The sequence below is a fragment of the Stenotrophomonas sp. GD04145 genome (assembly GCF_029835135.1).
GTDB classification, from domain to species: domain Bacteria; phylum Pseudomonadota; class Gammaproteobacteria; order Xanthomonadales; family Xanthomonadaceae; genus Stenotrophomonas; species Stenotrophomonas maltophilia_P.
Genome location: NZ_JAODZG010000007.1, coordinates 66,028 through 78,728 on the forward strand (window position 1 = coordinate 66,028; position 12,701 = coordinate 78,728).

Consider the following 12,701-nt stretch of genomic DNA (forward strand, 5'->3'; position numbering starts at 1 on the left):
CACAAGTCAGGGGATCGCCCGTCACGGGGTGACGGGCGGAGGGTCAGGACAGCGCGGACTGGCCGATGCGCTGGCTGCTGCGACGCAGGCGCCAGCCCATCAGGATGGCGGCGGCAGTGAGGCCGACGATCAGGCCGATCCACATGCCCTGCGGGCCCATGCCCAGCCCAAGGCCGAGCCCGGCGCCGAGCGGCATGCCCAGGCCCCAGTAGGCGAACATGGCGATGAACATCGGCACGCGGGTGTCCTTCAGGCCACGCAGAGCTCCGGCCGACAGCACCTGGATGCCGTCCGGGAACTGGAAGGTGGCCGCGTACAGCAGCAGCGTGGAGGCCAGGCCGGCCACCGCCAGATCGTTGGTGTACACCCCGACGATGGCATCGTGGCCGAACAGCAGCACCAGCGCGGACAACGTCTGTGTACCCATGATGATCGCGTAGCCGGCCCAGGCTGCACGACGCACACCGAAGCCATCACCCCGCCCCACTGCATGACCCACGCGCACCGTGGTGGCCTCGGCCACGCCCATCGGGATCATGAAGCACAGCTGCGCCACGTTGATCGCGATCTGGTGGGCTGCCGCCTCGTTGGCACCGAGGCGGCCGATCAGCAGCGCGGTGACGATGAACAACCCACCTTCCATCAGCACGGTGATGCCGATCGGTAGACCGGTGCGCAGCAGGTCCCAGATCGCCTTCCATCGCGGCCACTCGAAGTGCGAGAACAGCTGCAGATGGGCGAATCGCCGGGTACGCCACAGATAGAGGGCAAATGCGCTTGCCTGCAACCACATCATCACCGCCGAGGCGATGCCCAGGCCCTCGGCACCCAGCTCCGGGAAGCCCAGCTTGCCGTTGGCCAGCACGTAGCCCATCGGCGCCAGCACCACCAGGCCGCCGAAGCCGATCAACATGGTCGGCAGCGTCCAGTGCATGCCCTCGCTGAGATAGCGCATGCAGAAGTACAGCGTCAGCGCCGGCCCGCCCCAGCGCACCGCATGCAGGAACGCTGTTGCGCCGGGCACGATGTCCGGCGCGATGCCGAAGGCGGGCAGCAGCGGCGGCACCACCGTGAGGAAGGTGAACATGATCAGGCCCAGGCCCAGCGCCAGCCACAACGCCTGCCGGAACAGCGGACCGATCTCGCGCTCGCGGCCGGCGCCGTGCAGCTGTGATACCGAGGCGGTCAGCGAGATCAGCGTGCCGATCGGAATCAGCATCGGCAGCCAGAGCAGGGCCGTGCCGATGGTCACGGCCGCCAGGGTTGAGGTGGCGTGATGACCGGCAATCACGTTGTCGACGAAGGAGATCAGGCCGGTGGAGACATGCCCGAGCACGAGCGGCAGGGCGAGCAGACCGGTGGCGCCGACTTCCTTGCTGAAGCGCGGCGTGGAGGTTGCGTTGGACATGGGATGCAGAACGCGAACTGCGGTTGCGCGCGAAGGGCACAGGCACCGGGTTGCGGGCCGTCATCTTACGCGCGCGGTGCGTTCATTCCCATGACATGGCGTGAACGCTGGGTTTGACCGCGCGCTTACTGGCCGGCCTGGCGCTTGAGCCAGGCGTCCCGTTCCGCAGCAGGTACGGCGAGGAACGCGCTGCGCACCGCATCGCGTTCCTGCGGCGGCGTGCGCTGGGCCACCAGCGCCAACTGCGCCAGCTGTGCCGGGCTGAGCTGGTGCAGCACGGCCAGTGCACTGTCGCGCTGCTGCGGTGGCAGGAAGCCGAACAGCCCATGCAGCTTGGGAAACTCCACGCCCAGTTGCGGCCCCAGCCGCCAGCCATCGCGGAACGCCTGGTCCTGTGCCTGGAATTGCGAGCGCAGGCGCTCCTGCTGTGCGGCCGGCAGTGCGGCGAACCGCGTGGCCGCCTGACGGATGCGTTCGCGCTCGCTTTCCGGCAGCGCGCGCCAAGCGGCGTAGTCGGCGCGGCGCTGCCGCTGCTGCTGCGCGTCGAGCTGGACGAACGCGGTGGGTGCCGCCGATGGCGGGACCGCGGGCGTGGCCGCCGGCGCGGGTGGCAGTGGAACATTCAGGGTCTGGGGCGTTGCGGACAGCGACAACGGGATGGCCAGCAGCAGACTGGTGATCACGGACTTATTCATCGGCGGCGGCGGTTTCCAGCACTGCGCTGGCCGGCTCTGGCCGGCTCGGCTTGGTCTGCGATTCGTCCACCGGCAGCGGACCACCGGCGGCCGTCCAGGCATACAGATCGGCCTCGGCCAGCAACGGATAATCGCGGTCGGCCAGCATTGCTGCGTCATCGCTGGCCGGGGCGCTGTCCGCCTGCGGCGTGGCAGCGACCGTGCTCGGCGGCAGCGCCTCGACCGTGACCGGGCCGGCCTCGGCAACCACCCCCTCCGGCAGCGGCGCATCGCTCACCAGCGACCGACCGCTCCAATGGCGCCAGCCCAGAGCGGCTGCCAGCAGTACTGCCACCGTCAGCAGCAGGATCGCCGGCCCGCGCCAGCGCGGTCGGGCATCGGGGCGCCGGCGCCGGGGGCTGGCAGCGCTCCGTTCATTGCGCTGCGGTGCCCTCCAGCTGGACGTCGGCGCCTGCGGATTGCTGCTGGTGGCAGCTGCCGGCTGCTGCAGCTGCTGCAGTCGCTGCGCCGGCAGGTCGCGGATGCGCTGCTGCACCTGTTCGGCCAGGCCGCGCCAGGCAACGGCATCCGGCTGACCCTGGGCATCACGCGGGCAGGCATCGGCCAGCAGCTGCTGATAGCCGGCCTCATCACGATCGAGTACCCGCGTGGCGATGTTCTCATCCAGGCTGCCGCCCACCCGCAGCAGCAGGGCCAGCCGTGGCAGCGGTGCCATGCCGCCCAGTGCGGCGAGTGCCGGCGGCCACTGACCCGGGGCCGGCTCGCGCAGTGCCTGCCGCTGCCCCAGCAGGGTCCAGAAGCGGGTCGGCCACTGTGCCATCGGCAGATCGCTGGCAACGGCCGAGAAGGCGCGCATCACCGCCACCAGGGTCTGCTCGGCCCGGGCCGGGTCGCCGCATTGCAGCTCCGCCACTACCAGGGCACGGCGCTCTACGCCACGCAGAAACGCCGACAGCGCACCGGCCGCGGTCGAGGAAACAGGGGCGGGCACAGCGGTCATCGGTCACTCCAGAGGTCTGCCGGCATGATAGCGGCAGGCCATCGGCGCCCGGCAGGACTTGCGTCCGTGGGCACTTCATGCTGCAGGTTGTGCACAGCACCACGCTGGCGCCCGGCAAAACCGCGACATCTCGCTGAATTCACTCTGTTTCAGCAATGTTTCACACATAAAGTATTGATTTTAATGCATTTTAAAGTATGGCGATTTTTTGACCAACCCAAGGGCGAGGCCGTCGCCATCGGCGTCCTACGCAGCCGTTGACCGGTAACGCACAGTGTTATCCACAGAACGTGTGGATAAGACTGAATCTCCAATGGACACCGATATTTAGGTGACATTTATGATTCGGCGACGTCCCCCGTGTGGGCCTTCCGGGCGGCATGCGGGTGCACACGGCCCGTTACACTGCCCCGATGCTCGACCCGATTCCGACCCTGCAGGTCGCCCTGCCCGTCCCCCTGCCCCGCCTGTTCGACTATCTGTCGCCGCAGGGCGATGCCCCGGACGTGGCGGTCGGCTGCCGGGTGAAGGTGCCGTTCGGCAACCGCGAACTCATCGGCGTGGTGGCCGGCCACGGCCAGGCCGACGACGGCCAGGGCCTGCGTCAGGCGCTCGCGTGGTGCGACCCCGCGCCCCTGCTGCAGGGCGAACTGTGGCAGAGCCTGCAATGGCTGGCCCGATACACCCACGCGCCGCTGGGCGAAGTGCTGAGCACGGCCCTGCCGGGGCCGCTGCGGCACGGCGAAGCCCTGCCCGACACCCATCATTGGGGCTGGCAGCTGACCGCCGCAGGCCACGCGCAGCGCGGCACGCTGCGCGCAGGCAGCCGCCCGCGGCAGTTGGCGGAACTGCTGGCCGACGCCGTCGTGGACGAGGACGTGCTGGGGGCGCGCATGGAGGACTGGCGCAGCGCGGCGCGCAGCCTCGGCAAGCGCGCACTGGCCGAGCGCGTTGCACTGAGCGTGGCGCCACAGCACGCGCAACCGCTGCCCGGCCCGACCCTCAATCCGGACCAGGCCGAAGCCGTTGCCGCGATCAACGCCGCGGAGGGGTTCCAGCCCTTCCTGCTCGATGGGGTGACCGGCAGCGGCAAGACCGAGGTCTACCTGCAGGCGATCATCCACTGCCTGGCCCAAGGCCGGCAGGCGCTGGTGCTGGTGCCCGAAATCGGACTGACGCCGCAGACCCTGGCGCGTTTCCGCGGCCGCCTGGGCATCGCCGTGCATGCGCTGCATTCGGGATTGAATGACAACGAGCGCGCGCGCGTCTGGGCCGCCGCCTCGCGCGGCGAAGCGCGGGTGATCGTCGGCACCCGCTCGGCGGTGTTCACGCCGCTGCCGCAGGCCGGCCTGCTGATCGTGGACGAGGAACATGACGGCAGCTACAAGCAGCAGGACGGCATCCGCTACCACGCGCGCGATTTCGCCCTGGTGCGTGCCAAGGCGCTGGGGGTTCCGGTGCTGCTGGGCAGCGCGACACCGTCGCTGGAAACCCTGCACAACGCCTATGCCGGTCGTTACCTGCACCTGCGCCTGAAGCAGCGCGCCGGCGACGCGCGGCCGCCACGCGTGCGCATCCTGGATGTGCGCAAGCGTCCCCTGCAGGACGGTCTCTCGGCCGAAGTGCTGGCCGGCATCGGCGAGCACCTGCAGCGCGGCCAGCAGGTGCTGGTGTTCAAGAACCGGCGTGGTTACGCACCGGTACTGCTGTGCCATGACTGCGGCTGGACGGCGCCTTGCCAGCGCTGTGATGCGCCGATGACCGTGCATGGCGGCGGCCGTCGCCTGCAGTGCCATCACTGCGGTGCGCGGCAACCGGCGCCACTGGCCTGCCCCGCCTGCGGCAGCCTGGCCCTGCAGCCACAGGGAATCGGCACCGAGCGGCTGGAGGAGCACCTCACCGCCGCCTTCGCCGAGTACCCGGTGGTGCGCATCGACCGCGGCACCACCGCCCGCCGCGATGCGCTGGAACAGCAGCTGGCCAAGCTGGGGGACCAGGCCGGCATCCTGGTCGGCACGCAGATCCTCGCCAAGGGCCACGATCTGCCCAGACTCACGCTGGTGGTGGTGGTCGGCATCGACGAGGGCCTGTTCTCGGCCGATTTCCGCGCCAGCGAGAAACTCGCGCAGCAGTTGATCCAGGTCGCCGGCCGCGCCGGGCGCGCCCGCGATCCGGGCGAGGTGTGGCTGCAGACCCACCATCCGGGTCATCCCCTGCTGGAGACGCTGGTCAACGGCGGCTACCACCCGTTCGCACAGGCCGAACTGAACCAGCGGCAGGCCGCCGGCTTCCCGCCCTTCGCGCATCTGGCACTGATGCGTGCCGAAGCGCAGCAGGTGGAGCACGCCAACGCGTTCCTGCTGGCTGCACGGCGACTGCTGGGCGAACAGGCGCTGGTGGAGGCGTACGGACCGATGCCGGCACCGATGCCGCGCCGGGCCGGCTACCAGCGCACGCAGCTGCTGCTCTCATCGGCACAGCGCCCGCCTCTGCACGGCGTGCTGGCGCAGCTGGTACCGCAGCTGTATGCCTTGCCGGAAGCCCGCAAGGTGCGCTGGTCGCTGGATGTGGATCCGACGGATCTGTATTGAATGCAAGCAGAATCCGCCGGGCATGGCCCGGCGCTACCGTTACCGCGCGCGATTCCCGCTTACGTCAGCGGTGACATCACGCCGCGCTGGTAAGCGGGTCGCTCACGCAGGCGTGCGTACCACTCGGCCAGGTGGGGCAGGTCCGGACGCTGGATCGGCAGTTCATACCAGGCGTACACCAGTGAACCCAACGGGATGTCGCCCATCGCGAATGTCGCGCCCGACAGCCACGGCTGCGTGGCCAGCGTCGCATCGGCCATCGCCAGGTAATCGGCGGCGCGCACGATGGCGGCATTGATGCGCGATTCGTCGCGATCTGCCGGCGCGGTGCGCATGATGCCCCAGATCAGATCGCTGTACAGCGGCGCCATCCGCGAGGTGCTCCAGTCCATCCACTTCTCGGCCTGTGCGCGTTCCATCGGATCCTCGGCGTACAGTGTCCCCAGCGCGTAGCGCGCGCTCAGGTAGCGCACGATGGCGTTGGACTCCCACAGCGGCAGGCCGTGGTCCTCGATCACCGGCACCAGGCTGTTGGGGTTCATCGCCAGGTATTCCGGCGTCTGTGTGCCACCGTGGCTGCCGCCCACTTCGATGGACTCGTAGGGCAGGCCGATCTCTTCGGCACACCACAGCACCTTGCGGACGTTGCTGGAATTGCGACGGCCCCAGATCTTCAACATGCGGGTATTCCTTGCGGGCAATGCGAGCGGCAACGATACGCCTGATCGGCGTACATGTGGGCGTGCGGAATGATGCGCGGGCGTCGGCCGGGCATGGCCCGGCGCTACCGGTTCTTCTTCGGCAGCGCGCGCACGTAGGAGGACTTGCCATCCTTCTTCAGTTCGAACAGACCGATCGCCGCCAGCAGATCACTCAGCTTTCCATAGCCATAGTTGCGCGAATCGAACGAGGCCTGGTTGGCGATCTGGCTGCCCACCGGCCCCAGGTGCGACCAGCCGTCTTCGCCTTCCGCTGCGGACACGGCGCGGCGCAGCATCTTCACCAGACGTGTATCGCTGCGCATTTCCGCGCCGCTCTTGCGCGGGCGCACTTCCTCGCCGCTGCCCGTCTCACCGGTGGCCGGCTCGATGGCACCCGGCTCTGCCGTGCCCTGTTCCACTTCCGGCACGCTGGCATGGGCCTGGCCCAGTGCTTCCAGATAGGTGAATTTGGAACAGGCATTGACGAAGGGCTCCGGCGTCTTCTTTTCGCCGAAGCCATACACCTTCACCCCATCGGTCAACAGGCGCATCACCATTGGAGTGAAATCAGCATCGCTGGAGACGATGGCGAAGCCGTCGAGGTTGCGCGCGTACAGCAGGTCCATCGCATCGATCACCATGGCCATGTCCGAGGCGTTCTTGCCCTTGCTGTAGGCGAACTGCTGGATGGGCCGGATCGCGTACTCGTGCAGCACCGCCTCCCAGCCTTTCAGCCGTGGGCTCTTCCAGTTGCCGTAGGCACGGCGGACATTGGCCACGCCGTAGCGGGCCACCTCCGCCAGCACTTCGTCGATCTTCGATGCGGGCGCGTTGTCGGCGTCGATCAACAGGGCGATGCGCTTTTCCGGTTCGCTCATGGGCCTCTCGCTGGCGGTTGCCTGAATCCGAGTATCGCCGATCCGCGCGCACGCTGACGTGACAGGCCGCCGCCGTGCGAAGATGCCGGACGGTTCCCCATGCCCCCTGGAGTGAGTCGATGAGTCGTGAGCGCGTTCCCCACCTGGTCGTTGTCGGCGGCGGTTTTGCCGGCCTCTGGGCCACCCGTGCGCTGGCACGCGAACGCATCCGCATCACCCTGGTCGACCGCCGCAACCATCACCTGTTCCAGCCGCTGCTGTACCAGGTCGCCACTGCAGGCCTGTCAGCGCCGGACATCGCCGCACCGCTGCGCCACATCCTCGGCCACCAGCGCAACGTGGAAGTGCGGCTCGGTGAGGTCGTGGCCATCGACAGGCAGCTCCGCCAGGTGCGGCTGGCCGACGGCAGTACGCTGGACTACGACAGCCTGCTGCTGGCTACCGGCGCCACTCACGCCTACTTCGGCAACGACCAGTGGGCCGATGATGCGCCCGGCCTGAAGACCCTCGACGATGCCATTGCCCTGCGCCGCAAGCTGCTGCTGGCGTTCGAGCGCGCCGAAGCCGAACCGGACCCGGCCAGGAAGGCGGCGTGGCTCAGCTTTGCCGTCGTCGGCGGCGGCCCGACCGGCGTCGAACTGGCGGGCACCCTGGCCGAGATTGCACGCCATACGCTGCGCAATGAATTCCGCCACATCGATCCGGCCAGCGCCAAGGTACGCCTGGTGGAAGCCGGTCCACGCGTGCTGTCTTCGTTCCCGGAAGTGCTCTCACTGAAGGCGCGCCGGCAGCTGGAAAAGCTGGGTGTGGAAGTGCTGACCGGAACGCCGGTGAGCAACATCGACAGCCAGGGCTTCACGCTGGGTGACCAGTTCGTGCCGGCGCGCACCGTGGTGTGGGCGGCCGGCGTGGCCGCCTCGCCGCTGGCGCGCACGCTGGACGTGCCACTGGACCGTGCCGGGCGCGTGCAGGTGCAGCCGGACCTGACCCTGCCCGGGCATCCGGAACTGTTCGTGGCCGGCGATCTGGCCGCGGTGAACCAGGCCAACGGCAAGCCCGTGCCCGGCGTAGCGCCCGCCGCCAAGCAGATGGGCAAGTACGTGGCCGAGGTCATCCGTGCACGCCTGCACGGCAGGCCGGAGCCCGGGCCCTTCAAGTACGCGGACTACGGCAACCTGGCCACCATCGGCCGCATGGCCGCCATCGTGCACCTGGGGCGCCTGCAGCTGTCGGGCGTGCTGGCCTGGTGGTTCTGGCTGGCCGCGCACGTGTTCTTCCTGATCGGCTTCCGCAACCGCATCGTGGTGCTGCTGAACTGGGCGGTGGCGTATTGGAGCTACCAGCGCAGCGCACGCATCATCTTCGGCGATGACCAGGATGACCGCCGGCCGAAACGGTAGCGCAGGTCTGCAACGGGGTCAGATCCCTTTCCTGTGGGGATCTGACCCCACATGGTGTGAACCTACTGCTGCATCAGGCCCATTTCGTCAGCACTCACCTGCATATACATGAACGCAGCGGCCTCGTCGGACATTGACTGCCCCGGCGGAAGGCTGTCGAGCCACGCGGTGATACGCGCATGACGGTCTTTCAATGCATCGCCCATCGCTTGCTTCTCCGCGTCAGTGGCACGTTCCTGCATCTCGCTGCGCAGCAGGTCATCGCCGATGCCCCATTTTTCGGCGAGCGGAATCAGATCGACCAGTTCGGCCGGCACCAGATCGCGGCGTAAACGGGGCGTATTCGGCGCGGTCAGGCCACGCTGCGAGGCCAGCTCGGCGGCGGTACCGATCTGCCCGTGCTGAAGCGGCGACGGCGGTGCCGGTGTCTGCGTGCAGGCCTGCAGGGCCAAGCAGAGGGTCAACAGCAGCATCCAACGGACCTTCATCGGATCGATCCCTGTGTCGATGGTCGCAGCGATAATCGCATGGTCAGAGTTCCTGTCGTCGCATGTTGTGAATGTCCTGAACCTAGTGATGGCGGAGGGCCGGAGCCGAGCACGGCCCGTCTCTAAAGAATTCCCTCGGTCGGCGCCTGCAACCACGCCAGCTTGCGATCGCGCGGCAGCTGTTTGAGCTGCCGTTCGGCGCGCGAGGCGGTGGAGCGGTCCGGGTACTCGCGCACGGCCAGGATGCGCAGCGGCGGGCGGGCCCGGGTGTAGCGCGCGCCCGTGCCGGCGCGATGGGCGGCGAAACGCGCGTCCACGTCGGTGCTGATGCCAGCGTAGTAGCTGCCATCGCGGCATTCGAGCAGGTACAGGAACCACGGGCGCTGGGACGGGGCCATGCCGGGATTATGCCGTGCTGCACCGCAGCGGATATACTGCCCGCGAATGCAGGAGAGAGGCGCCGCGCTGGCGCCCGCCGAAGGCGCAGGCTCCCATGATCGCTCAGGCCGGTGGGCTGGAATCCCACCAACCATGCATTCGACTCGCCGAGCTGGAGAGAGGTCACCGGGCATGCCCGGTACGATCCGCCGAAGGGGCACGCGGCCTACGCCGCTGAACTCTCAGGCAAAAGGACAGCGGGAGCGGCACCGGTCATCGTCATCCCGCCATTGCACAGGCAATGGCGGTGTCCGCGCATGGCCGGCCCCACCGCGTCCGGAGCCTGTTCCATGTTGCTGTCCATCATCTACCTGATCGCCATTTCCGCCGAAGCCATGACCGGCGCACTGTCCGCGGGACGCCGCCGCATGGATCTGTTCGGCGTGGTCATGATCGCCTGCGTTACCGCGCTCGGCGGTGGTTCACTGCGCGACATCCTGCTTGGCCACTATCCGCTGGGCTGGGTCAAACACCCCGAGTACCTCGGCTTCACCGTGTGCGCGGCGCTGATCGCCACCTGGGTCGCACGCTGGATGCACCACTTCCGCCGCACCTTCCTGGTGCTCGACGGCCTGGGCCTGATCGCCTTCACCCTGATCGGTTGCTCGATCGCACGCGAGGCCGGTCATGCCACGCCGATCGTGCTGATCGCCGGCATGCTGACCGGCGCGTTCGGCGGCGTGCTGCGCGACATCCTCTGCAACGAGGTGCCGCTCATCTTCCAGAAGGAGCTGTACGCGATCATCGCGCTGCTGACCGGCGCCGCCTATCTGCTGCTGCTGCACTGGAACGTGTCCGATGCCACGGCCATCCTGTGCTGCCTGGCGGGCGGCTTCGCCCTGCGCCTGCTGGCGATCCACTACCGCTGGGAAATGCCGAAGTTCGTGTATCACGACGAAGTGCATTGAACGATGGCGTGTTCGCCGGGCGTGGCCCGGCGCTCCCCTTCGTGCCCTGCACCACCCCGGCGATGGACCTGGCGCTGTCGCTCATGCGCAGCGCCAGGCGCATCGCCGGTGCGGACGGGCCGGTCTCCAACTCCGACCGGCCCTGATCGCGGCCGCACCCCCGCAGGCGCTGGCCGCCATCCACACACATGCCGCGCTCAGGCGGCTTCTGACACCGTCACTTCGCGACGGGCGCGCACGGCCGCAGCCAGTCGCTCCAGCACCGTCACCGTGGTGTCCCAGTCGATGCAGCCATCGGTGATGCTCTGTCCGTAGACCAGCGGCTGGCCTTCCACCAGTTCCTGCCGGCCTCCCACCAGATGGCTCTCGATCATCACGCCCACGATGCGCTGTTCGCCGTCTTCCAACTGAACGGCGATGTCTTCGATCACCTTCGGCTGGTTTTCCGGGTTTTTCAGGCTGTTGGCATGGCTGGCATCGATCATCAGCCGCGTCGGCAGCCTGGCCTTGGCCAGTGCCTGGCAGGCGTCGGCCACGCTGGCCGCGTCGTAGTTCGGCTGCTTGCCGCCGCGCAGGATCACATGGCAATCCGGGTTGCCGGTGGTCGAAACGATGGCGGTGCCGCCCTGCTTGGTCACCGACAGGAAGTGATGCGGGTTGGAGGCCGCGCCGACCGCATCGGCCGCGATCTTGACGTTGCCATCGGTGCCGTTCTTGAAGCCCACCGGGCACGACAGGCCGGAGGCCAGTTCGCGGTGCACCTGGCTTTCGGTGGTGCGTGCGCCGATCGCGCCCCATGCCACCAGGTCGGCGATGTACTGCGGCGAGATCACGTCAAGGAATTCAACGCCGGCCGGCAGGCCCAGCTTGTTGATGTCGCGCAGCAGGCCGCGGGCAATGCGCAGGCCCTTGTCGATCCGGAAGCTGCCGTCCAGGTCCGGGTCATTGATCAGGCCCTTCCAGCCCACCGTGGTGCGCGGCTTCTCGAAGTACACGCGCATGACGATCTCGAGCTCGCCGGCCAGCGCGTCGCGCAGCGGCTTCAAGCGCTGTGCGTACTCGATGGCCGCATTCGGATCGTGGATCGAACACGGGCCGACCACGACCGCCAGGCGATCGTCGCGGCCATGCAGGATCTGGTGCAGGGCCGCGCGCGAAGCACTGACGGTGTCGGAGGCTTCATCGTCACACGGCAGCATCGCCAGCAGCTGGGCAGGCGGTGTGAGCGGTTCGATGGTGCGGATGCGCAGGTCGTCGGTATGGGGGGGCATGGGGGAGGTCTCCGGTACGTAGGGGGTCCCCAGCGAGGCGGCATGAAAAAAGCCGCCAGGTTCGCTGGCGGCTTTCGGGAATGCGTCTGAAGCTTTCTTCAGGGTGAGCGCAGTCCTTCCTCCGCCAGTGGCTTCGGAAAGTAATACCAGTAAAAGCAGGTAGCGGCTGCGTTCATGGGGTGTATTGATAGCACAGCTTCTGCGCAGCACAAAATGTTTCATCCGCAACTGGGGAAGCGGTTCAGCAGCACGGCGATCTAGCGGCTGCCATGCACTTCCACGTCCAGCAGCAGGCCCTCGTGGATATCGGCCCAGCGCTCCAGCACCTGGTCCAGCTCCCGCCTCGCCTCCTCCAGCTGCTCGGGGTTGAGCAGGGACCGCGCCGTGTAGAGATCGGAGACCAGCCGCCGCAGGGTCGATTCCGGTATCGCCACCGAGGGCCCGTCCACATCCGGCAACTGCAACGCCGGGGTGTCGCCGGGAGGGCCGAACAGCGTGACCTGGAGCGTGCTCTGCATGATCGACTTCCCTGCGGGTGGACGTGGGCAATGCACTGTTTACCGCGTCCGGATGACCGGCGCATGTGCCGATGTGCGGATCGATGGTGTCGCGACTGGACCGATGGTGCCACCGCGTTGAGATCTTCCTTCCAGACTTCTCACCCTCCGGCCGGGAGGGGCCTGCAGGCGCTCAATGCGCGGTTATACGGGCAACGGCATATGCGATACTTCCTCCGTCTCCATGACGTGTCGCGTACTGCCTTGGCATCCCACGCGGACATGTGCTCAAGATGGTTTGCCACCGGAAAAGGGTGGCCGGGTCGGCAAAGCCCGTGTGTCACTGAAGTTCGCGTTTGTCAGCCGGCGTCGCCTTGGGCGGCGCCGGCTGGCAATCCGTCCGCGTTCCATGGCGGGCGGTGCGGG

General features: G+C 67.9%; 12 protein-coding genes and 2 riboswitches. Of the genes, 3 read left to right on the top strand and 9 right to left on the bottom strand.

What is annotated here, in order from left to right; all coding sequences use genetic code 11:
* Positions 1 to 43 precede the first annotated feature (43 nt).
* The 3 genes from N7367_RS06020 to N7367_RS06030 all read right to left on the bottom strand — a co-directional run bounded on the left by N7367_RS06020 (position 44) and on the right by N7367_RS06030 (position 3,103).
* A complete protein-coding gene (locus N7367_RS06020; RefSeq protein ID WP_053515745.1) occupies positions 44 to 1,408 on the bottom strand; it encodes an MATE family efflux transporter in 1,365 nt (454 codons plus the stop codon).
* 125 nt (positions 1,409 to 1,533) lie between these two features.
* Positions 1,534 to 2,103: a DUF3106 domain-containing protein gene (locus N7367_RS06025; RefSeq protein ID WP_053515743.1), complete on the bottom strand. Its 570-nt coding sequence runs from the start codon at positions 2,101 to 2,103 to the stop codon at positions 1,534 to 1,536.
* Complete coding sequence (locus tag N7367_RS06030; protein ID WP_279941964.1) at positions 2,096 to 3,103, bottom strand: hypothetical protein; 1,008 nt, start codon at positions 3,101 to 3,103, stop codon at positions 2,096 to 2,098. Before N7367_RS06030 ends, N7367_RS06025 begins: the two co-directional genes overlap by 8 nt.
* Positions 3,104 to 3,516: 413 nt before the next feature.
* Between N7367_RS06030 and N7367_RS06035 the strand changes: the two genes are divergently transcribed.
* On the top strand, positions 3,517 to 5,694 hold the full coding sequence (locus N7367_RS06035; RefSeq protein WP_111186295.1) for a primosomal protein N': 2,178 nt from the start codon (positions 3,517 to 3,519) through the stop codon (positions 5,692 to 5,694).
* A 59-nt stretch (positions 5,695 to 5,753) separates the two neighbouring features.
* Here the strand turns inward: N7367_RS06035 and N7367_RS06040 are convergent, their stop codons facing one another.
* Together N7367_RS06040 and N7367_RS06045 are read right to left on the bottom strand one after the other, a co-directional pair.
* The gene (locus N7367_RS06040; RefSeq protein WP_053515737.1) at positions 5,754 to 6,374 is read right to left on the bottom strand and encodes a glutathione S-transferase; all 621 of its coding nucleotides are present in this window, start codon (positions 6,372 to 6,374) and stop codon (positions 5,754 to 5,756) included.
* A gap of 104 nt (positions 6,375 to 6,478) precedes the next feature.
* Entirely contained in the window at positions 6,479 to 7,273 is a 795-nt protein-coding gene (locus N7367_RS06045) for an NYN domain-containing protein (RefSeq protein WP_053515735.1), read from the bottom strand.
* A gap of 119 nt (positions 7,274 to 7,392) precedes the next feature.
* On the opposite strand from N7367_RS06045, the gene N7367_RS06050 reads away from it, so the two are divergent.
* The gene (locus N7367_RS06050) at positions 7,393 to 8,673 is read left to right on the top strand and encodes an NAD(P)/FAD-dependent oxidoreductase (protein WP_065174438.1); all 1,281 of its coding nucleotides are present in this window, start codon (positions 7,393 to 7,395) and stop codon (positions 8,671 to 8,673) included.
* Between the two features lie 62 nt (positions 8,674 to 8,735).
* Here N7367_RS06050 and N7367_RS06055 read toward each other — a convergent pair whose 3' ends face one another.
* Together N7367_RS06055 and N7367_RS06060 are read right to left on the bottom strand one after the other, a co-directional pair.
* Positions 8,736 to 9,146 (bottom strand): hypothetical protein, encoded by a 411-nt coding sequence (locus N7367_RS06055; protein ID WP_253119251.1) that lies wholly within the window; start codon positions 9,144 to 9,146, stop codon positions 8,736 to 8,738.
* A gap of 137 nt (positions 9,147 to 9,283) precedes the next feature.
* Positions 9,284 to 9,559, bottom strand: coding sequence for a GIY-YIG nuclease family protein (locus N7367_RS06060; RefSeq protein ID WP_279941966.1), 276 nt, complete (start codon positions 9,557 to 9,559; stop codon positions 9,284 to 9,286).
* A gap of 39 nt (positions 9,560 to 9,598) precedes the next feature.
* Positions 9,599 to 9,688: riboswitch (glycine riboswitch) on the top strand.
* Positions 9,689 to 9,701: 13 nt separating this feature from the next.
* A riboswitch (glycine riboswitch) is annotated at positions 9,702 to 9,807 on the top strand.
* Between the two features lie 82 nt (positions 9,808 to 9,889).
* Here N7367_RS06060 and N7367_RS06065 point away from each other — a divergent pair.
* Positions 9,890 to 10,507, top strand: coding sequence for a trimeric intracellular cation channel family protein (locus N7367_RS06065; protein ID WP_053515730.1), 618 nt, complete (start codon positions 9,890 to 9,892; stop codon positions 10,505 to 10,507).
* 197 nt (positions 10,508 to 10,704) lie between these two features.
* On the opposite strand, the gene N7367_RS06070 is transcribed toward N7367_RS06065, so the two are convergent.
* Entirely contained in the window at positions 10,705 to 11,778 is a 1,074-nt protein-coding gene (locus tag N7367_RS06070; protein ID WP_053515727.1) for a 3-deoxy-7-phosphoheptulonate synthase, read from the bottom strand.
* A 257-nt stretch (positions 11,779 to 12,035) separates the two neighbouring features.
* Complete coding sequence (locus N7367_RS06075; RefSeq protein WP_053515725.1) at positions 12,036 to 12,296, bottom strand: hypothetical protein; 261 nt, start codon at positions 12,294 to 12,296, stop codon at positions 12,036 to 12,038.
* Between the last annotated feature and the right edge of the window lie 405 nt (positions 12,297 to 12,701).